General features: G+C 71.3%; 20 protein-coding genes. 13 read left to right on the top strand and 7 right to left on the bottom strand.

The window, feature by feature from the left end:
* Positions 1-164: 164 nt before the first annotated feature.
* The 3 genes from IEY61_RS18845 (at position 165) to serS (ending at position 3,923) form a co-directional block, all read left to right on the top strand.
* The gene (locus IEY61_RS18845; RefSeq protein ID WP_189046157.1) at positions 165-1,355 is read left to right on the top strand and encodes a saccharopine dehydrogenase family protein; all 1,191 of its coding nucleotides are present in this window, start codon (positions 165-167) and stop codon (positions 1,353-1,355) included.
* A 123-nt stretch (positions 1,356-1,478) separates the two neighbouring features.
* Positions 1,479-2,561: a DNA polymerase III subunit beta family protein gene (locus IEY61_RS18850; protein WP_189046274.1), complete on the top strand. Its 1,083-nt coding sequence runs from the start codon at positions 1,479-1,481 to the stop codon at positions 2,559-2,561.
* Positions 2,562-2,639: 78 nt separating this feature from the next.
* The gene (serS, locus tag IEY61_RS18855) at positions 2,640-3,923 is read left to right on the top strand and encodes a serine--tRNA ligase (protein WP_189046159.1); all 1,284 of its coding nucleotides are present in this window, start codon (positions 2,640-2,642) and stop codon (positions 3,921-3,923) included.
* Here the strand turns inward: serS and IEY61_RS18860 are convergent.
* The 4 genes from IEY61_RS18860 to IEY61_RS18875 all read right to left on the bottom strand — a co-directional run bounded on the left by IEY61_RS18860 (position 3,910) and on the right by IEY61_RS18875 (position 8,660).
* Positions 3,910-4,872, bottom strand: a complete 963-nt coding sequence (locus IEY61_RS18860) for a cytochrome c biogenesis CcdA family protein (RefSeq protein WP_189046161.1) — start codon at positions 4,870-4,872, stop codon at positions 3,910-3,912. The genes serS and IEY61_RS18860 overlap by 14 nt on opposite strands.
* On the bottom strand, positions 4,872-5,450 hold the full coding sequence (locus tag IEY61_RS18865; protein WP_189046163.1) for a redoxin domain-containing protein: 579 nt from the start codon (positions 5,448-5,450) through the stop codon (positions 4,872-4,874). Before IEY61_RS18865 ends, IEY61_RS18860 begins: the two co-directional genes overlap by 1 nt.
* A 61-nt stretch (positions 5,451-5,511) precedes the next feature.
* A complete protein-coding gene (locus IEY61_RS18870; RefSeq protein WP_189046276.1) occupies positions 5,512-6,972 on the bottom strand; it encodes an NADH-quinone oxidoreductase subunit NuoF family protein in 1,461 nt (486 codons plus the stop codon).
* Between the two features lie 2 nt (positions 6,973-6,974).
* Entirely contained in the window at positions 6,975-8,660 is a 1,686-nt protein-coding gene (locus IEY61_RS18875) for a ferric reductase-like transmembrane domain-containing protein (RefSeq protein ID WP_229706034.1), read from the bottom strand.
* A 256-nt stretch (positions 8,661-8,916) separates the two neighbouring features.
* On the opposite strand from IEY61_RS18875, the gene IEY61_RS18880 reads away from it, so the two are divergent.
* From IEY61_RS18880 to IEY61_RS18890, 3 genes are all read left to right on the top strand, one after another.
* Positions 8,917-10,365, top strand: a complete 1,449-nt coding sequence (locus IEY61_RS18880) for an alpha-amylase (RefSeq protein ID WP_189046166.1) — start codon at positions 8,917-8,919, stop codon at positions 10,363-10,365.
* 252 nt (positions 10,366-10,617) lie between these two features.
* Positions 10,618-11,562: a L,D-transpeptidase gene (locus IEY61_RS18885; RefSeq protein WP_229706036.1), complete on the top strand. Its 945-nt coding sequence runs from the start codon at positions 10,618-10,620 to the stop codon at positions 11,560-11,562.
* Positions 11,563-11,707: 145 nt separating this feature from the next.
* On the top strand, positions 11,708-12,457 hold the full coding sequence (locus tag IEY61_RS18890) for a hypothetical protein (RefSeq protein ID WP_189046168.1): 750 nt from the start codon (positions 11,708-11,710) through the stop codon (positions 12,455-12,457).
* A 16-nt stretch (positions 12,458-12,473) separates the two neighbouring features.
* On the opposite strand, the gene IEY61_RS18895 is transcribed toward IEY61_RS18890, so the two are convergent.
* From IEY61_RS18895 to IEY61_RS18905, 3 genes are read right to left on the bottom strand one after another with little or no spacing between them, the layout of a single operon-like run.
* Positions 12,474-14,501: a thioesterase domain-containing protein gene (locus IEY61_RS18895; RefSeq protein ID WP_189046170.1), complete on the bottom strand. Its 2,028-nt coding sequence runs from the start codon at positions 14,499-14,501 to the stop codon at positions 12,474-12,476.
* Positions 14,498-14,755 (bottom strand): hypothetical protein, encoded by a 258-nt coding sequence (locus tag IEY61_RS18900; RefSeq protein WP_189046172.1) that lies wholly within the window; start codon positions 14,753-14,755, stop codon positions 14,498-14,500. The genes IEY61_RS18895 and IEY61_RS18900 overlap by 4 nt, the downstream gene beginning before the upstream one ends.
* A complete protein-coding gene (locus tag IEY61_RS18905; RefSeq protein WP_189046174.1) occupies positions 14,752-15,153 on the bottom strand; it encodes a DivIVA domain-containing protein in 402 nt (133 codons plus the stop codon). Before IEY61_RS18905 ends, IEY61_RS18900 begins: the two co-directional genes overlap by 4 nt.
* A gap of 357 nt (positions 15,154-15,510) precedes the next feature.
* On the opposite strand from IEY61_RS18905, the gene IEY61_RS18910 reads away from it, so the two are divergent.
* The 7 genes from IEY61_RS18910 (at position 15,511) to IEY61_RS18940 (ending at position 19,218) form a co-directional block, all read left to right on the top strand.
* Positions 15,511-16,389, top strand: coding sequence for a helix-turn-helix domain-containing protein (locus tag IEY61_RS18910; RefSeq protein WP_189046176.1), 879 nt, complete (start codon positions 15,511-15,513; stop codon positions 16,387-16,389).
* Positions 16,382-16,582 carry a DUF397 domain-containing protein gene (locus tag IEY61_RS18915; protein WP_189046178.1) on the top strand — a complete coding sequence of 67 codons (201 nt, stop codon included), beginning with the start codon at positions 16,382-16,384 and terminating at the stop codon, positions 16,580-16,582. Before IEY61_RS18910 ends, IEY61_RS18915 begins: the two co-directional genes overlap by 8 nt.
* A gap of 188 nt (positions 16,583-16,770) precedes the next feature.
* Positions 16,771-17,034, top strand: a complete 264-nt coding sequence (locus tag IEY61_RS18920; RefSeq protein ID WP_189046180.1) for a hypothetical protein — start codon at positions 16,771-16,773, stop codon at positions 17,032-17,034.
* 2 nt (positions 17,035-17,036) lie between these two features.
* Positions 17,037-17,297, top strand: coding sequence for a hypothetical protein (locus IEY61_RS18925; RefSeq protein WP_189046182.1), 261 nt, complete (start codon positions 17,037-17,039; stop codon positions 17,295-17,297).
* The gene (locus IEY61_RS18930; protein WP_189046184.1) at positions 17,294-17,971 is read left to right on the top strand and encodes a hypothetical protein; all 678 of its coding nucleotides are present in this window, start codon (positions 17,294-17,296) and stop codon (positions 17,969-17,971) included. The genes IEY61_RS18925 and IEY61_RS18930 overlap by 4 nt, the downstream gene beginning before the upstream one ends.
* Positions 17,955-18,377, top strand: coding sequence for a hypothetical protein (locus IEY61_RS18935; protein WP_189046186.1), 423 nt, complete (start codon positions 17,955-17,957; stop codon positions 18,375-18,377). Before IEY61_RS18930 ends, IEY61_RS18935 begins: the two co-directional genes overlap by 17 nt.
* 124 nt (positions 18,378-18,501) lie before the next feature.
* The gene (locus IEY61_RS18940; RefSeq protein WP_189046188.1) at positions 18,502-19,218 is read left to right on the top strand and encodes a hypothetical protein; all 717 of its coding nucleotides are present in this window, start codon (positions 18,502-18,504) and stop codon (positions 19,216-19,218) included.
* The last annotated feature ends 27 nt before the right edge of the window (positions 19,219-19,245 follow it).

Raw genomic sequence — 19,245 nt, forward strand, 5'->3', positions numbered from 1 at the left:
CGGGCCCTGTGCCAGCGGTTACCCCACCCGGACCGGTTCACCCGTTCCGGGCGAGGACCGGTTCCCACGGGGAAGCCGACTCACCCCGAGATCGCTCGGCCTGCTCAGGCGCCGGGTGGACCTCGTTGGAGGCGGTCGATGCGCCGGGATGGGATGATCGCGAGATGGCTACGGATCGGGCGTACGACATCGTGCTGTTCGGGGCGACCGGGTTCACCGGTGGGCTCACCGCGGAATACCTGGCCCGGCACGCCCCGCCCGGGCTGCGCTGGGCGATCGCCGGGCGCAACCCGGACAAGCTGGCCCGGGTCCGGGAGCGGTTGGTTGCCATCGAGCCGGCCCTGGTCGGGTTGCCGCTGCTCACCGCCGACGTCACCGATCCGGCGTCGCTGCGTGCCGTGGCCGACGAGGCCCGGGTGGTGGCCAGCACCGTCGGGCCGTACGTCCATCATGGGGAGCCGTTGGTGGCCGCCTGCGCCGCCGCCGGCACCGACTACCTCGACCTCGCCGGCGAGCCGGAGTTCGTCGACCTGATGTATCTGCGCCACCACGCCGAGGCGGTCCGCACGGGTGCCCGGCTGGTGCACTCCTGCGGCTTCGACTCCGCCCCGCACGACCTAGGCGTCTGGTTCACGATCAAGCAACTTCCCGCCGACGTGCCGATCACCGTGGACGGCTACGTTCAGGCAGGCGCGAGGTTCTCCGCCGGCACGTACCACTCGGTGCTCACCGCCTTCTCGCGTACCCGGCAGGCATCCCGCGCCGCCCGCGAACGCCGGGCGGTCGAGCCTCGCCCGGCCGACCGGCGGGTCCGCGCCGGGTCGGGCCGGCTGGCCCGATCGCGGGACCTGTCGGTCTGGTCGGTGCCGCTGCCCACCATCGACCCGCAGGTGGTCACCCGCTCCGCGGCGGCCCGCCCGGAGTACGGGCCGGACTTCCGCTACCGCAACTTCGCCGGCATGAAGCGGTTGTCGACGGTGCTGGCCGCCGGCGCCGGTCTGGGTGCCCTGGTCGGGCTGGTGGCGCTGCCACCGACCCGACGTTGGCTGTTCGGCCGGCTCGCCTCCGGCCAGGGGCCGAGCGCCGAGCGGCGGGCCCGGTCGTGGTTCCGGATCCGCTTCGTCGGCACCGGCGGCGACCGGCGGGTGATCACCGAGGTGGCCGGCGGCGATCCCGGCTACGACGAGACCGCCAGGATTCTCGGCGAGTCCGCCCTCTGCCTGGCCCTGGACGACCTGCCACCGACGTCGGGTCAGGTCACGCCGGTCACCGCGATGGGCGACGCCCTGCTGCACCGCCTCACCTCCGTCGGCCTCACCTTCCGGGTGCTGGACGAAGGAGGGGCCCCCTCTTAACGCCTGCGGTAGAGAAAGGGCCCCCTTTTAACACCGCGCCCGGTGCCGCAGCGACACGGCCGGGCGGACCGGGTTGACCCTCGACCTGGTCGAGGCCACAGGATCAACGGCGTGGAGAGTGACCTGCGCAGCATCGGCGAGTTGGCCCGGGCCAGCGGGCTGACCGTGAGCGCCCTGCGGTTCTACGACCGTTCGGGCGTCCTGATCCCGGCCTTCGTCGACCCGGTCACCGGCTACCGCTGGTACACCGACGAGCAGGTGGCCCCGGCCCGGCTGGTTGCCGGCCTGCGCCGGGTCGGGATGCCGCTGGCCGAGATCACGGCCGCGGTGCGGCACCGCCGCGAGCCGGCCGTGATCGGCCGGCTGCTCGACGGGCACCTGCGCCGGCTCGAGGCCGGTCTCGCCGACGCCCGCCGCGAACTCTCCCGGGTCCGTACGCTGCTCGATCCGGAGGAACCAATGACCACCCGACTCGCCCTGTCCCCGGCTGACCTCGCCGCCGCCGTCGACGCCGTCCGCTTCGCGGTGGGCGACGATCCCGACCTGCCGATGCTGGCCGGCGTGTTGTTCGACGTGGCCGACGACGGTCTGAGGCTGGTCGCCACCGACCGGCACCGGCTCGCGGTGGCCCGGTCGGATGGCGCGCCGGTCGGCCCGCCGGTGCGGGCGCTCGCCCCGGTCACCTTCGTCGACGAGGTACGGGCACTGCTGGAATCGGCGGCCGGCGGCACGCCGCAGGCGCACCTGACCGTGACCGGGTCGACCGTGACGGTGTCCGTCGGCGACCGGTCGGCCTCCGCTGCTGGCCTGCCCTACGACTTCCCCGACTACGGGCGCCTGCTGCGTGACGCGTCCTCCGGCGCACCGACCCGTCGGGTCCCGGTCGACGTGCCGGCGCTGCGGGAGACGCTCGCCGACGGGCGTGCCCCGGTGGTGGTCCGGGAACATGGCGGGGTGCGGCACGAGGTGACCGCCCTTGGCCTCGACGACCAGGGCGAGCTGCGGATCCTCGGCGACGACGACCTCGCCGTGGACGAGCCGGGCCTGCTGCGGGTCGGGGTGAACCGCGAGTACCTGTTGGAGGCGCTGGCGGCCGGCGGCCGGGGCCAACTGGTGTTGGAGCTGGACGGCCCGATCACCCCACTGGCGATCCGCCGCCCGGACGACGAGGACGCCTTCTCCATCCTGATGCCGATCCGCCTCTGACCGTCGACGGTGCGATCCGGGCTCGGCGGTAGCATCTGAGAGTCCACCCGACTCCCGGACGGAGGCGTACGGAGCAGCATGCTCGACATGGAGTTGATCCGGAAGGATCGCGACGCGGTGGCGACCGCGCTGGCGAAGCGGCTGGATGCCGCTGAGGTCGACCGGGCGCTGGACGAGATCCAGCAGCTCGACCGGGAGCGCCGCCGGCTGATCAGTGAGATCGACGGAGAACGCCAGCGCCGCAAGGCCGAGGCCCGGGCGTACGCACAGGCCAAGCGGGCCGGTGTCGAGCCGGAGGTGGCCCCCTCGGAAGCGGGCCGCAAGCAGATCGCCGAGCTGGAGAGCGAGCTCGACGAGGTGCAGTCGCGGCTGCGTACCGTGATGAGCGAACTGCCCAACCTGCCCGCCGACGACGTACTGCCCGGCGGCAAGGAGGCCAACCGGGTGGTGAAGACCTTCGGCGAGCCGCCGGCGATCGAGAAGGTCCGCGACCACGTCGAGTTGAGCCGGATGCTGGGCCTGGTCGACCACGAGCGCGGCGTCAAGCTCGGTGGCTCGGGCTTCTGGATGTACACCGGTGTCGGCGCCCGGCTGGAGTGGGCGCTGATCAACTGGCTGATCGAGCGGAACATCGAGGCCGGTTACGACTTCCTCCTCCCGCCGCACCTGCTGCTGGACACCGCCGGCTTCGCCGCCGGCCAGTTCCCCAAGTTCTACGACGACGTCTACCACCTGGACAGGCAGTCCGCCCCGCGCGGGCAGTTCCTGCTGCCCACCGCGGAGACGGCGATCCTCGGCGCGTACCAGGACGAGATCCTGGACACCGCGAAGCTGCCGCTGAAGGTGTTCGCGTACACCCCCTGCTACCGGCGCGAGGCCGCCGGCTCGCACTCTGACGAGCGCGGCACGGTCCGGGGCCACCAGTTCAACAAGGTGGAGATCTTCCAGTTCACGCTTCCCGAGCAGGCCGACGCCGCGCTGGAGCAGATGGTCGCGCACGCGGAGAGCCTGGTGGAGGCGCTGGGCCTGCACTACCAGCGCAGCCTGCTCGCGGCCGGCGACTCCAGCGCGTCGATGCGCAAGACCCTCGACATCGAGGTCTGGATGCCGAGCACCGGCAAGTACAAGGAGGTCTCCTCGGTCTCCTGGGGTGGTGACTACCAGGCCCGCCGGGCCGCCATCCGCTATCGGGAGCCGGGCGGCAAGCAGACCCGCTTCGTACACACCCTCAACGGCTCGGCGCTGGCGACCAGCCGGCTCTTCCCGGCGATCCTGGAGCAGTTCCAGCAGCCCGACGGCTCGGTGCTGGTGCCGGAGGTGCTCCGCGACCGGCTCGGCACCGACCGCCTCACCCCTCGCTGACCGACCCGGCGCCGCGTGCCGAGCCGCGCGCCGTTTCGGCGAGCAGCGGCTCGGCACGCGGCGGCGCGGCATGCGCTAGCTCGGTGTTAAAAGGGGGCCCCTCCTCTACCGCAGGCGTTAAAAGGGGGCCCTTCCTTCGCAGCGCAGCGGTGAGGACGAGAGCGGCGAGGAGGGCGACGAGCGTGGCGGGGCCGGCGGTGTCGACGGCGTTGGCGAGCCAGCGCTGGATCCCGGCGGCGGCGGTCACCACCGGGTCGGTGAGCACGTCGCGACGGCCGGCGGCCAGCCGCGCCTCGTACCAGCCGTACCAGGCGACGTAGCCGCCGGCGAGCAGCAGCACCAGGCCGCTGAGCCGGGGCACCCAGGCGCCGGCTCCGCGCAGCCGGGCCACCACCTCGCCGCGCACCAGCGCCACGCCGAGCGCGGCCACCGCCACCACCAGCCCCATCCCGAGGGCGTACGCCCCGAACAGCGCCAGCCCGCGCAGCGTCGAGCCGGCCTGGAGGCTGGTCACCACGGTGGCCAGGAACGGCGCGATGGCGCAGCCCAGCGAGGCGGCCGCGTACGCCATGCCGAACAGCACCATCGACGGCAGCGTGCGGGCCAGTCGCGGCGCCCGGGCCAGCGGACGCGGGGTGGGCAGCCGCCGGCCGGCGAGCAGCCAGCCGCCGAGCACCACCAGCAGCAGTCCCAACCCGACGGTGAACCAGGGCAGCCGGGGGCGCAGCCAGCCGGCGAGCGGGGCCAGCGCCAAGCCGAAGGCGCCGAACACCACGACGTACCCCAGGGTGAGCGCACCTGCGGCGGTGAGCGCCCGCCGGATCGCGCCCCGGGTGTCGGCGGCCCCGGCGACCAGCAGCGACAGGTACGCCGGCAGCATCGCGAAGCCGCACGGGTTGACCGCGCCGAGCATGCCGGCGGTCAGCGCGAGCAGCAGCGGGGCCTCCATCAGGCGGCCAGCTCGGTGACCCGGCGGGTGAAGTCCTCCCCGTCCAGCCAGCCCTGGTGGATCACCCGCCCGTTCCGGTCGATGATCACGAAGGTGCTCTGCTCGACGACCTCGAAGCGCCGCCAGAGCACCCCCTTGCGGTCGTCGAGCTGCGGCACCGGCCCGAGTTCGAACTCGGTGACGAAGTCCTTCATCGCCTGCTGCTCGCCGAGCCCGGCGATCCCGATGATCGGCACGCGGTCGCGGAAGCCGGGCGCTATCTCGGCCACGGTCCACGCCTGGCTGGCGCAGGTGGCGCACCAGGGCGCCCAGAACCAGAGCACCACCGGCCGGCCGGCCAGGGTGGCGGCGTCGAACGCCGCGCCGTCCAGGGTCTGCCCGGTGAACCGGAGGGTGTCCGGCACCGCGCCGGTCGGGGGCGACGCGGTGCCGCCGACCGCCGGGCTCGCGTTGGGCGAGGTGTCGGGCGCCGCCTCCGCGTCCGGGGCCGGACCGCAGCCGGAGGTGGCCAGCACCCCGGCGAGCAGTGCGGCGGCGAGCGCCCCCGTGAACCGTCTCGTCGTACCTGCCGACCCCATCCGCGTCTCCTTCGGTTCGCTCAGGCCGGCGGCAGCGCTCTGGCCGCCCCCGGCGGCACGCTCAGGCCTTGGTCAGCCGCAGCGCGAGTTCCGGGCAGACCTTGACCGCCTTCGTCGCGCCCTCCCGCAGCCAGGTCGGCACGGGAGTGGACGGGAAGGCGGGATATCCGTTGTGGTCGAGCCGGATGAAGTCCGGCACCACGTGGGCGCAGAGGCCGTGCCCGTCGCACCGGGACCAGTCCAGCACCAGTTTCTGCGGGTCCGGGTCGGGGGCACCGGGCAGGCCCATCATGCCCTTGACCCGTCGGCCGCAGCCCTCGCCGGTGGTGTGCCTCTTCAGGTCGTCGGCGAAGACCTCCATGGCGGAGAGCGCGAAGCGGGACGTACCGTCGGGGTGGCTGCAGGCACCGCGCCCCTTGACGTCCCCGGCCGCGGCCCGGACCACCTCCACCGGCGCGCTGCCGGAGACCGCCAGGTCGACGGCGCGGGCCAGGTCGGGCAGGCCCCGCTTGCACGGGCCGCACTGCCCGGCGGACTCGCCGGCCAGGTAGCGCACCACCTGGGCGGCCTCGCCGAGCGGGCAGGTGTCGTTGGCGAGCGGGACGATGATGCCGGCACCGAGGGTGCCGCCGACCGCGGCCAGCCCCTTGCGGGACACCTCGGCCTCGTTCGCCGCCTCCCAGGTGATCCACTTGCCGTGGTAGCCGCCCATCAGGATGCCCGGCCCCTCGGGCACCTCGCAGAGTTCGAGAACCTCCCGCAGCGGGGTGCCGGCGGCGCACTCGACGACCGCGTGCCGCTTCGCCGCGCCGGTCACGCTGAGCAGCACGGTGCCGGGCTCGTCGTCGGTGCCGAGCGCCGCGTACTCGTACGGGCCGAGCCGGGCGGCGATCGCCATCTGGGAGTACGTCTCGGCGTTGGACAGCAGGGTGGGCAGGTTGTTCACCCCGGAGTCGCTGGAGCGCTTCTTGGTGCCGGGCGGGATGTGCGGCAAGCCGTTGATCCCGTTGACCAGTGCGCCACCCTCTCCGCTGATGAACCGGTGCGGCACCGTGACCACGCTGGTCGGCACCGGCATCCGGCGTTCCTCCAGCGCCTCCATCAGGGAGTCCCGGCCGATCAGGTCGTCGGCCACGCAGAGCACGATCTCCTCGGCGTCGAGCGCGAACGCGGCCAGGGCGGCACCGTCGAGAATCAGGTGCGGGGCCCGGGTGAGGATGACCTTGTCCTTCCAACTGGCCGGCTCACCCTCGGTGGCGTTGACCACCACCACGGGCGGCAGGTCCTGCCGTTCGCAGGACTCCAGCACCGCGCGCAGCTTCCTGGCGAACGGGAAGCCGGCGCCGCCCTTGCCCTTGAGCTGGATGCCCTCGGCGAGACCCAGCAGCGCGGAGGGTTCCATCGGGCTGATCGGGCCGTGCACCATCTCGTGGGCGCGCAGGTCGAGCCGGCCGAACTCGGCGAAGCCGGCGGTGATCCGGGGCTCACCGATGCAGGCCACCGGCGGAACGGTGGTACGCATCGTCACTTCGCTTCACCTCGCAGCCCGGCCCAGTAGGCACCGTCGACGCTGTCCGGGTCGGCCCGGCGACGGCGCCGGCTGTCGGCCGAGGAGGCCCGGCGGGCCCGCCGGGAGGCGAGGTCGACCAGGGTCGGGGTGTCGTCGTCGGGTACGTCGTCCGGGGTGTACCGCGCCGGGGGGCGCCAGTAGTCGGTCTCGGCCTCCGGCACGTCCTCCTCGGCGCTGTGCCGTCCGCTGCCGCTGCGCGGTGCGGCGGAGATCGGCGAACCGGAAATCGGCGATCCGGAAATCGGGGCGCCGGAGATCGGCGACTCCCACCGGCGCGGGCTGTCCCAGGGCTCCTCCGCCTCGTCGTCGGTGCGCTCAGGCGGGGCGGAGTAGCGGCTACGGGCGTCGCTGGCGACCCGGGACCGCCGGGAGCGGTCCAACTCCTCGTCGTCGCGGCGGCGCCGGCCGACCGGCTCCCGGTCGTCCTCCAACAGCAGCTCCTCCTCGTCGCGGCGGCGCGTGGAGCGGCGGCCCACCGGCTCGCGCGCCTCCTCCCGCCGGTCGGATCGCCGCCGGCTGGATTCGTCGTCCCGGCGCGACGCCCGCCGAACCGGCTCCAGTTCCTCGTCCCGGCGCGACGCCCGCCGGACCGGCTCCAACTCCTCGTCGCGGCGCGACGCCCGCCGGACGACCGGCTCGAGTTCCTCGTCGCGGCGGGTGCGGCCCGGTCGGACCGGGTCGCGCAGTGAGCCGGGCTCCGGGACCACGGGCACGGTGAACCGCTCCGGGTCGTTGCGCCGGATGGTGGGGCTGGCCCAGGTGCCGGAGGTGCTGTCGGCCCAGCTGGTGTCGCGGCGGGCCCGCTCGTTCTCGCCGCCCCGCCGGGTCAGGTTGCCGAGCAGCGACCGGGCCCGGGTCTCCTCGCTGCCCTTGCCGGTCATCGCCTCGTTGAGGGCCGCGGCCTGGTGCTGCTCGCGGCTGCGGCGTTGCAGGGTCACCGAGAGACGCACGAGCATTGCCACCACGACCAGCACCACGCAGAGGAAGTAGCTGAGGGTGACCCAGCCGGCGGGCGCGCGGCCGGCGAGCAGACCATGGAAGATGGCGAACGGCCAGGAGACGTACGCCATGGAGTGCAGCGCCCGCCACACCCACTTCGGGCCGATGTCGGCGAACCGGGCCCGGATGATGCCGGTCCACAGCACACCGACCATGAGCAGCGCGGCGATGGTGCCGAGCCCGACGTAGAGGCCCCGGCCACCGACGAACGGCACGGCGGCGTCGGTCACGCCCGCCCGACCGCTGGCGATCTTGGTCATCACGTGGAAGCCCAGGCCGGCGACGCCGAGGATGCCGGTGGCCCGGTGCGCGGATTGCAACAGCACCCGGTGCCGGATCATCAGGACCAGCCGGTCGGTGGAGACCAGCCCCAACATCACGGTGATGCTCAGGGCGACGAGCGCGACAACGCCGGCGAAGAACTCGGTGAAGAAAAAGCCCATCGCGTACATCTGCTGGCCACCGGTGGTGAGCATCATCAGTGCCCACAGCACGGCGAGTCCGCACGCGGACAGCGCCAGGATCTGCGCGCGGGACCGAACCCGGATCCCTCTACTGCTGACGCTGGTACGGACGGCAGGCGGCTTCTCGTTCTGCGTAGCCCGGGCCATGTGCTCCTCGATCGTCTCGCGGCGGCGCACCGCCGGCCGACCCTGTTCCCCACACCAGTACGTCTCCGAGCCCCGGACGGATCAGCCGCGGCGAAAAAATCTCAGCAAGTTGTCGAACCGTCCTCCCGCCCGGTGCGTGTAGGGCGTCCCGAACAGTGACTCATCTCCATACATTGACAGCCGATGAAATCGGCTTGTAATCTTTCCGAAATTTTTCAGCCCGGATTGCAAAATCTGGGCAGCCGACCAACCACCCCCGTCCCCTCGGCACCCTCAGGAGCACCCGATGCATCGACGTCGACTCCGCCCGGCGCTCGTCGCACTCGCCACGATCGCCAGCCTCCTCGCCCCCACCCTCGTGACGACGCCCCCGGCCGCGGCCGCGCCGACGGGCGGCAAGAAGGTCATCGCCAACCTCTTCGAGTGGAACTGGCCCTCGGTGGCCAGCGAGTGCACCAGCACCCTCGGCCCGAAGGGCTACGGCTACGTCCAGGTCTCGCCCCCGCAGGAGCACGTCCGCGGCAACCAGTGGTGGGTGGCGTACCAGCCGGTCAGCTACCGGATCGAGTCCCGCAAGGGCACCCGGGAACAGTTCCGGTCCATGGTGAACACCTGCCAGGCCGCCGGCGTCAAGGTGATCGTGGACGCGGTCATCAACCACATGTCCGGGCAGGACAACGGCGGCACCGGCTGGGCCGGATCGTCGTACCAGCACTACGTCTACCCGGGCATCTACCAGGCGCAGGACTTCCACTACTGCGGCCGCAACGGCAACCACGACATCGTCAACTACAACGACCGGTACGAGGTGCAGAACTGCGAGCTGGTCAACCTCGCCGACCTGAAGACGGAGTCGGACTACGTCCGGTCCCGGCTCGCCGCGTACCTCAACGACCTGCTGTCACTCGGCGTGGACGGCTTCCGGCTAGACGCCAGCAAGCACATGCCGGCCGCCGACATCGCCGCCATCCTCGGCCGGTTGAACCGTTCGGCGTACGTCGTGCAGGAGGTCATCTACGGCGCCGGCGAGCCGATCCGGCCCGAGGAGTACACCGGCAACGGAGACGTGCACGAGTTCCGCTACGGCAAGGACCTGGCCCGGGTGTTCCGCTCCGAGCGGCTGGCCTACCTGCGCAACTTCGGCGAGGGCTGGGGGCATCTGCCCACCGGCCGGGCGTCGGTCTTCACCGACAACCACGACACCCAGCGCGACGACGGCGGAGTGCTCACCTACCGCGACCGGGGCACCTACGCGCTGGCCAACGCCTTCATGCTGGCCTGGCCGTACGGCTCGCCGACGGTGATGTCGAGCTACACCTACAGCAGCCGCGACGCCGGCCCGCCCTCGGACGGCAACAACAAGACGCTCAACGCGGTCTGCTACTCCGGCTGGGAGTGCGAGCACCGCTGGCCGGTGATCGCGAACATGGTGGGCTTCCGCAACGCCACCGAGGGCACCGGCGTCAGCAACTGGTACGACAACGGCTACCAGCACATCGCCTTCAGCCGCACCGGCAAGGGCTACATCACCATCAACAACGAGTCGTACGCGATCACCGGCCGCTCCTACTACACCGGCCTGCCCGCCGGCCGCTACTGCGACGTCATCCACGGCACCTTCACCAACAACACCTGCTCCGGCCCGATCATCACGGTCGACGCCAACGGCTGGTTCTCCGCCACCGTCCCCGCCCGCGACGCCCTGGCCCTCCACACCTCCGCCCGCCTCCCCTAACCCCCCACCCCACCCCCACCCCACCCCCACCCCACCCCCACCCCCACCCCACCCCCACCCCACCCCACCCCACCCCGCCCCGCCCCGCCCACCGCAGCGTTGATCATGAGGTTAGCGGCGATGTTGATCTCAAAAACTGCCGCTAACCTCATGATCAACCGGGGTGACGGTGGGGCGGGGGATGGGATGGGTGGGGAAGGGGTTTATCGGGCGGGGGTGGGGGTGGGGGTGCGTCCGGGTTAGGGTGGTTTGGTGGGGTTTGGTGGGGTGGTGGGGCGACGGTGGACCGGGGTGGGCTTGGGGGTGGCCATCCTGCTGGGAGGGATGGCGTACACCGGATGGGCGTTGATTCCTGCGGACCGGCCGGCGTGGGTGGGGCGGCCGGGCCAGGTGACGACGCCGAACGCCCCCGAGACCGAGAGGGCCGCCGAGACCGAGAGGGCCGCCGGCAGACCCTCCACGTCCGACGCCGCGCCGCCCGCCCCGCCCGCAGCGCCCGCGCCGGACGACCTGCCGGAGATCGACTACGACCCGGCACCCGCCGGCTTCCCCGAGGACCCGGACACCCTGGACACCACGGCGCTGGCCCAAGGGCTGCGCCCCGAGCGCCGGCTCGCCGCCTACGACGCGCCCGGTGGTCGGCCGCTGGCCTTCCTGATGCCGACCGTCAGCGGGGTGGAACTGACCGTTCCCGTCGCGCGACGCGAGGCCGGCTGGACGGCGGTGCTGCTTCCCTCGGCCAACCGCAAACTGGCCTGGCTGCCACCGGGCGGCTTCCGCACGGTCGCGCTGGCCGACCAGATCGTGGTGGAACGGGTGCCATACCGGCTGACCTGGTACCGCGACGGGATCGCGAAACGTAGTTGGCGGCTCAGCCTGGGCCAGCCCGGCCAGGAAACTCCGCTCGGCCGGACCTTCATCCTCGGCCGCACCCCGCCACCCGAACCGGTCTACGGCGGGGTGGACATCTTCGCTCTCGGCGCAATCCCCGACGACCCGGACGCCGTACCCACCGGTCTGCGCGGCGCGCACATCGGCATTCACACCTGGTACCACGACGGCGAGTTGGGCCGGTCGACCACCAACGGCTGCATCCGGCTGACCAGCAGCGGCCAGCGGCTCCTGCTGGAGCAACTGCGCCCGGGCACCCCCGTCGTGGTCGTCGACGAGCTGCCCACCCCACCCCCGACCGCCTGACCCGCCCGTGGCTCCGGCCTCCCGGCGGCAGGCCCGCTGAGGCACCCGCATCGTGGCCGAGGGTGGCATGCTCAGCGAAGCCAACCACGCGGGTCCCGGATACCTGACCGGGCTCGGGCGGCGAGCGCGGTAGGCGGGGAGACGGATGGCCACAGCGGAGACTGTGCCGAGGACCGGAGGCGCGGGCCGATACCGCGAGGTCGCGTGGCGACCGGCGCTCCTGGTGGGCGGCGGGCTGGGGCTGTTCGCCTTCGTCGGAGACGAGCTGCCGGGCGTCGCCGGCATGGTCGTCCTGACCCTGACCAGCAGCGGCTTCGCCTGGGGCGGGGCGGCGTTGCTGGCCGGCTACGCGGCGGCCCGCCGCACGGTGTACCGCACCGCAGCGCCGATCAGCGCCACCGTGGTCCTGCTCGTCGCCACGACCGTCTACTACGGGCTGATCCTCGCGCACGGACGACGCTGGCACCTCGGCGAACTCGAAGACGGCGGTTCCTCCGCGCTGGCCGGCCTGGCCTCGGTCGGACGGGCCGCCGCGTTCTGGTTCGCCGCGTCGGTCGCCGCCGGCATCGCCCTGGGCCACCTGGGCGCGGTCGTACGGCGTGGCACGCGGGTCCAGGCGTCGACCGCAGCCGGTGTCGCGCTCGGGCTCCTGGCCGGGCAGGGCCTGGAGTTCCTGTTGGGTGTCCGGGTCTGGGGCGCCCTCGACGCGTTCTTCCTGGGCCACATCCTCTCCGCTGCGGTCAGCGTGCTCCTCGCGGCAGCCGGGCTGACGGTTCTCTTCGCGCACCGCCGCACGGCGAAGTCGTGGCCGGTCTTCGTCGCGGCGTCCCTGGCGGCCTGCGTGGTGGGCGTGCTGCTCTGGCAGCAGGTGGGATCGATCACCACCGTCATCTGAGGAGCATCGGGCCGGGTCACAGCCGCAGGGCCGAGACGGCATCCTCGAGCGTGGCGGCCTGGGCGAGCGGCCGGACGCCACTTTCCTCGGTCAGCCAGAGCCGGCAACCCGTACGGTCGAACGACGCCACCACCGGTTGCCCCGCATAGTGCCGGCCGACGCGGCGCAGCAGCTCGGTCGGGTCCGGCACCGGCGGCGCGGGCGCGGTCTGCGGGCTGGGCACCGGCTGGTCCGGTTCCCGGGGCACGGCAGCGACCAGGTGACTGTCGAGGTGCTCGACGCAGCGGGCCACGGCCGCTTCGACGCTGGCGCCGAACGGCAACTCCGCCCCGACCTGCGCGCCCCGGGCGGCGAGCCGGACGTCCCACCGCTCCCCCTGGATCTTCAGCGGGTCGCCCGCGTCGAGCCGGTGGTCGCAGTAGGTGAGTACGGCGGCCAGGTCGAGGGCGTGCGCGAGCCGCAGCAGGTCGGTCAGCGACGGCGCGTCCGGCGCGGCGGCCAGCACGAAGAGCCGCGCCCCGGGCAGCCTGGCGGCGAGTTGCTCGACGTGGCGACGCGCGGGCTCGACGTCGGGCTCATGGACCGTCACGATCCCGTCGAGCAGGTCCTGGTCGACCGGCCAGTCCGTGTCGAGTCGGGTGAGGTCGGCGGGGCGTACCCCGAAGGTGGTGGCGTAGCGGGCGAGCCGCCGGTGCGGGCCGAGCTGGTGCACCGGCTTGCCGTTGGGTTGGTGGGCGACCACCGGCGCGGGCTCGCCCACGACGGGTCGCCAGGTCTCGTGGCTCACCCGCCGCAGGTCGGTCACGGTCACCACGAGCGCCGCCGGGATCCGCCCGCTGTCCCGGCAGGTGAAGCAGCATCGCCCGGAGGGCGCCAGGCCGGCACCGGAGCAGTCCGGGCACGCCGGGTCGGGCCCGGAGCGGCCGAGCCGGCAGTAGCAGCGGCGCAACCGGCTGCCGGGCCGGCAGTCCGGGCAGGGCCGGTGCGGGATCGGCTCGCCCCACCAGGCCGGGTCGGGTGGTTCCGGGGCCCGCCGCAGCGAGTCCGCGACATGCCGGATGATCTGCCCGGTCTCCCGCTCGTGCAGGGTCTCGACGCTGCCGGTCGGATGCAGCGCGGTGTGCCACCAGCGCCCGTCCCGCCAGATCGCCTGCGCGCCGGGCGCGTCGCCGGCCAGCTCCGCGAGCACCGCCCGGCCGAGCCGGTCAAGGTCCATGATCGGGGGTACGCCGACAGCCGCCACCGGCCGCACCGTGTGGAGCGGTGCGTGCCGTCCCCGCTCGTCCAGCCCGCATATGGCGGACCGGAAACTCGTGTCGGCGATCGCCGAGGGCAGGTCCCGGGCGTGGGCGTGCACCTGCGGGTCGAGCGGCACCGGGCTGCCCGGCAACTCGTACCGAATGTCCCAGACGACCTCGTGGTAGCTGCGGCGGCGAACCTCCACCACCAGGTCGAGATGGAGCAGGTCGGCCAGCGCGCAGAGCCGGGACAGCTCAGCAGGCGGGTTGGGCGGCGGCGGTGTCTCGCTGCTGCGACCGACGAAGACCCACCACGGGTCGTAGTCGTGCCGGGCGAGCGCTTCGGCCTCCAGCGCCCACCGTTGTCTCGTGGGCAGTTCGGGCCGCCACTGCGGCGACAGCCAGTACAGCGTGTCGTCCACGGAACGCCGCCCCCACCGTGGGCGCAGCCCGCGTACCCCGACGGCGGCACAGAGCCCGGCGAGCAACTCCCCCGCCCGGCCGACCCGCTCGCGATCGGGCGGCGGGTCGAGCCGACCGGGCACCAGCCGCCGCGAGGCCGCCGCCCCGGTGTCCAGGTTGACCACCGTCACCACCAGCTGCGCCCGCCGCCGCCCACCACGCGCGCACCGGTGACACGGCTCGGCCACGCTGCCGTCCCCGCCACAGAGCTGGCAGTCGGCGTACGCCTCGTCGCGGTACTCACCGCCGTCCACGATGAGCCGGTCGCCACCCCAGGTGCACTGGCAGCGCCGCACCCGAAAGCCCAGCCCACCGCAGTCGTCGCAGTCCACGGTGGGGCTCATGGCCGCCCGCCCAACCGCCGAGCGCAGTCGCCGTCGTGGTCGGCCCGCAGCAGGCACCGTCCGCCACCGGGCAGCAGAAGATCACAAAAAACCCGATGCCGTACGCACTGGTCGTCCTCGGCCGACACGGTGGTCTCCCCCGGGTCAGCCTGCGGCAGCACCCGCGCCCACCGGGCCACCACCCGCGCCAACCGCTGCGCCACGAGCAGGTCGGCCGCCTCCACCGGCAGATGCACCACGTACCGCCCGCTCACCGCCACACCCCCTGGTTCACCGGCCGCTGATCCACGGGCCGGTGGTACGTCGGGCGTTGGTTTGCGCCGCCCGGCCGCCCCTGGCCCCACTCGGACTGCCACCGCCGCAACGCGTCCCGAACCCGCGCTGCCTCCCGGTGCGACTCGGCCACCTGCCGGTACGCGGCCTCCAGGTCGTCGGCCACCCGACCAAGGAACTCGGCCACCTCCGCCGGGTCGTAGCCACGCCGCCCCAACCGGAACCGTCGATCCCGCACCTGCCACGGCCGATAGCTCGCCGCCCGGTAACAGGTACCGATTCCGTCGCTCTCGCCACGCTGCTCGCCTCGCTGCCCGTCGGGCCGCCTGGTGTGCCTGGCGTCGTACCGCCCGGCTCGTCGCCGAAAAGAAATGCGCATGACAGACCTCGCTCTCGTCAGCGTGGGCGATGTAGACGGCGAGCCCATCGGCCCGCCGCGCACCGACGGACCCGCCACGCACCTGCCACCGCAGCCCTTCATCGCAGTACGGCACCAGGGCAGACACGGCCCCTGACCAGCACTTCCACAGTGGCCGTGGAGAGAGTGAAGCACCGGGAGAACTCAATTGCAATGTCGCAATAGACGTCACCAGTTAGCGATCTTGCTATCGGAACTCACTGAATGTGACACGTCTATTGATTATGAGACACTCGACAGCTTCAATTGGACGGAAGGAAGCCGAGCAATCTGCCGACGGAGGACGGATAGTTGTCACAGTCAGTAGCGGGATCGACAATGCTGCGGCGTCAGATCGGACGCAAGTTCGAGTCGCTGCGCAAGGCAGCGGGGCTCACGATGGAACAGGCTGCGGAGCACCTGGATCGAGCACGGGCCACGCTGCATCGGATCGAGAACGGTGCCGAACACGTCCGCTTCCGTCAGGCTGACGTACAGCAGATGCTCGACCTGTACGGCGCCTCCGATGATGACCGGGAAGTACTGCTCGCCCTGACGGCGGCGACGCGAGAGAACAAAAACTGGTGGCATGACTACATCGGCGCCGGACTTCCGCGCTGGTTCCAGCTCTACATCGGGCTCGAAGCGGCGGCTTCCAGCATCCGCCAGTACGAGGCCGAACTGGTACCAGGCCTGCTTCAGACTCGCGCCTACGCCGAGCAGGTCTTCAAGATGCCGGGCGGCGCGATTGATGCTGCCGACGAGCAAGAGCAGCAGCGCGGTGTCCAACTCCGCGTTGAGCGGCAGACCCTCCTCACGCGCTTCTCTCCTCCGCAACTCAGCGTAATAATCAACGAAGCCGTGTTGCGCCGCCCAGTGGGCAACGCGGCGATCATGGCCGAACAGCTCCACCAGATCGCGAAGGCTGCGGAGCTACCGAACGTGACCGTCCAAGTTCTAACTTTTTCTGCCGGGCTGCACGCGGGTGCCATGGCGGGAGCCTTCTCACTCTTGGAGTTCCCCCAGGACACTCACGGCCGAGAGGTCGAACCGCCCGTGGCATACCTCGACGCCGCGACCGGAGCGATCTACCTCGACAAGCCTCACGAAACGGCCGCCTACAACACGATCTGGGCTGACATGGCGAGCCGTACCCTGAACGAGTCAAGATCCAAAAGTCTGATCGAGCAAGTCGCTAAGGAGTATTCCCGTGCCTGATCTGACCGGTGCCGTCTGGCGCAAATCCAGCCGCAGCAACAACGGCGGCAACTGCGTCGAGGTGGCGGACAACCTGCCCGGCGTTGTCGGGCTGCGAGACAGCAAGGATCCGAGCGGGCCGGTACTCGCGTTCAGCCCGGCGGCCTGGACCGCCTTCGTGACGGGCGTGCAGCGGGACACGTTCGGTAACTGACGTCGACGAAGCGAGGGGTGTGGTCCAGCCGCCGGACCGCGCCCCTCACCATTGCTCAGGCCCGTCCAGAGTTGACCCTTGCGGGGCTGCGAACGCAGCCGCATGTCAGATAGTGTTCGTCCCGCCACGGATCCGTGAACCTCGCGCGAACGCTCTTCGACGCCGACAGCAGCTCGGGAAGGGACGGCATGGCCAGTATCGAGCAGGTGAAGGCCGCGCTCGCCCAGGCAGCTGAGCAGAGCAATGCCACCACGAACCAAATCCGGGCCGCTATCGACGGCACCGACCAGGTGCTCGCCCGGCTGCGTTCGGTCGCCGCCGGCACCGGGCACCCAGCCATCGGCGAGGCGATCGCCCGCGCGGAACAGAGCAAGCAGCGCTTGATCGAAGCAGCAACGACGCTTCAGGGCAGCGCCCAGGCCGCCCGGCAGTACATCAGCGTTCTGGGCTGACCGTGAGCATCGGTGACGTCAAGGCGGTGATCGGAGAGGGCAACCATTCCCTTGATCAGGCCACCACAACGGTCGAGGGCATCGGAACCGCTCTCAAGGACGTGATCCGCCTCGTGTTGGCCACCCTCGATGGCAGCGAACACGAGAAGGCGGAAGAAGCCCGCGGAGCGCTGGTGGCCGCACAGCGCGAGGTCGATCTGACACTGCGGACCATCAAGAGAGCAAAGGACAACGCCTCCACGTTCGTAGCCGGGCTCGGATGAGCGGCCTCATCGCTCAGGTCGTCGCCCAGCTCAACTCCGCCATCAAGGATCTCGACACCCTCGCCATCCAGGCCATCCGCGCACAGGCAGACATCGAGCAGGCGACCGGCTACTTCGCCGCAGGTGGTAAGGGCAGCAGCCATCCGAAGATTCAGGCGGCTCTCACCGACAGCAGAACATCAGCGGCGAAGGCTGGCAGACTGGGACGATTGAACAGCGACGCCGCCGATCACCTCGCCGACTATGTCAACGCGATTGCGCCCGGCTCGGCCACTGGCCGTACTGCAGCCGGAGTGGCGTCTCCCTCAGGCGAAGATCTGCTTAGGGACAGCGAGGAGCGAGAACTCGCACGCAAGAACGTCGGGACGTTCCTCAAGCGTGCGGTCCGCAATGCGGACGAGCTACAAGATCAGGCAGCCAGCGCGACCCAGGCGGTACAGCAGACAGCCAAGGTCGTACGGAATCCAAGCGGCCCGGCTGGCTCACATTCGACCGGCACGGCCACCCCGAGTACACCGGACCCGACGCCACGTTCAAAGATAGACGCACCGGATGCCGCGGGGAACCTCGTGGTCATCGGCCTACTGGCAGGCGTGGCGATACACCGAATCACAGCAATCGTCAAGAAGAACATTCCGAGGATAAGGAAGCGTGGTCATGACGAAACTGGGTGAGTTGATCCAGGCAATGGCCCGCGGCGACTGGGAGACGACCGACGCCCTCATCGCTGACCTTGACCGCGCCAAATGGGCTGGCGGCCTCCAGGTGATCGGTGCCGCCTTCGCTATCGCCGTCAACCGGCGCTTCGGAGCGGACACCACACCTGCCGACATCGCTCAGTTCGTGGCCACAGCTCGGGCAAGCTACGAGGAGGGCGACAGCCTTCCCGCGCTTGAGACGGAAGGACTGATCCGTGCCGCCCTCGGCGAGCCAGATCTTGCCGACAACATAACTCCGGACGTGGCGCTGGGCGCGGAGCTATTCGTCCTTACACGACTCTTGCAGGAGGCCAGTCTGACGCCGGAGCAACTTGACGCCTTCGTCGCCGAAGCGGAACAGACCGCTGCGGAGTACATGTAAGTCTCGAGCCTCGCAAGCTCATGCCGGCAATAGCACGTGCTGAAGAGCGGGCAGCACGGCGATTGAGGTCCGGTCGCCGCGTGGCGGCTTTGACGATGGGCGGGACGGCACCACGATAGCCCGCGTGGAATCGAAGGAGTTGAAGGAGCGAGCGCAGGCGCTGCGGTCCGCCGGGAAAACGCCGAAGCAGATTGCCCGGGAGCTGAACGTCACCCGGGCGGTGGTGACCCGGTTGGTTCGTGGAGTCGACGTAGTGCGGCCGGTGCGCGTTCACCCGTCGGAGCTGCCGCTACTGGGGTGCTGGATCACCCAGCAGTGGAGCAACGGGCTGAGCATCGTCGACCAACCCGCCGACTGGGTGGACGCCAAGAAGCTGCCCAAGATGGCGATGGGTGCCGGGCTGGTCAGCGTCATGATCGCTCGCGCCGAGAACAACGGCGTGACCACCTGCGGGTTCCTGGTCGACACCTACTGCCTCGGGGTCAAGAACGCGCTGCCGCCGATAACCAGCGAACCGGAGGTCATGACGGACACCGTGGCGGAGTTCTTCGCCGCCTACGAAGCCGAGCCGCTCCAGGCTCCCCTCGACCTCGCCCGGCACCTGATCTTCGGAGCGGTGGACTACGCTCGCGGCCTCGGCTTCGACCCTCATCGTGACTTCTACAGCGCCGCGCCGTACCTCGGCGCCTGGGAGCCGCCGAGCCGGATCGCCTTCGGCCTGAACGGCAAGCCCCACTTTCAGCAAGGTCCGCACGACAACCCCGAGCGGATCATGCGTACCCTCGACCGGACGGTCGGCCGTGACAACTACCACTTCACGATCGTCCCGACCATGTTCTGAGGACAATCATCGACCGATGTGGGAGGC

This window comes from Micromonospora sonchi, from assembly GCF_014646235.1.
In the GTDB taxonomy this organism is placed as follows: domain Bacteria; phylum Actinomycetota; class Actinomycetes; order Mycobacteriales; family Micromonosporaceae; genus Micromonospora; species Micromonospora sonchi.

Excerpts from the sequence above, each read along its gene's own strand:
- IEY61_RS18845 (WP_189046157.1), top strand. The coding sequence starts at position 165 with ATGGCTACGGATCGGGCGTACGACATCGTGCTGTTCGGGGCGACCGGG.
- serS (WP_189046159.1), top strand. The coding sequence starts at position 2,640 with ATGCTCGACATGGAGTTGATCCGGAAGGATCGCGACGCGGTGGCGACC.
- IEY61_RS18860 (WP_189046161.1), bottom strand. The coding sequence starts at position 4,872 with ATGGAGGCCCCGCTGCTGCTCGCGCTGACCGCCGGCATGCTCGGCGCG.
- IEY61_RS18865 (WP_189046163.1), bottom strand. The coding sequence starts at position 5,450 with ATGGGGTCGGCAGGTACGACGAGACGGTTCACGGGGGCGCTCGCCGCC.
- IEY61_RS18870 (WP_189046276.1), bottom strand. The coding sequence starts at position 6,972 with ATGCGTACCACCGTTCCGCCGGTGGCCTGCATCGGTGAGCCCCGGATC.
- IEY61_RS18880 (WP_189046166.1), top strand. The coding sequence starts at position 8,917 with ATGCATCGACGTCGACTCCGCCCGGCGCTCGTCGCACTCGCCACGATC.
- IEY61_RS18890 (WP_189046168.1), top strand. The coding sequence starts at position 11,708 with ATGGCCACAGCGGAGACTGTGCCGAGGACCGGAGGCGCGGGCCGATAC.
- IEY61_RS18895 (WP_189046170.1), bottom strand. The coding sequence starts at position 14,501 with ATGAGCCCCACCGTGGACTGCGACGACTGCGGTGGGCTGGGCTTTCGG.
- IEY61_RS18905 (WP_189046174.1), bottom strand. The coding sequence starts at position 15,153 with ATGCGCATTTCTTTTCGGCGACGAGCCGGGCGGTACGACGCCAGGCAC.
- IEY61_RS18910 (WP_189046176.1), top strand. The coding sequence starts at position 15,511 with ATGCTGCGGCGTCAGATCGGACGCAAGTTCGAGTCGCTGCGCAAGGCA.
- IEY61_RS18920 (WP_189046180.1), top strand. The coding sequence starts at position 16,771 with ATGGCCAGTATCGAGCAGGTGAAGGCCGCGCTCGCCCAGGCAGCTGAG.
- IEY61_RS18930 (WP_189046184.1), top strand. The coding sequence starts at position 17,294 with ATGAGCGGCCTCATCGCTCAGGTCGTCGCCCAGCTCAACTCCGCCATC.
- IEY61_RS18935 (WP_189046186.1), top strand. The coding sequence starts at position 17,955 with ATGACGAAACTGGGTGAGTTGATCCAGGCAATGGCCCGCGGCGACTGG.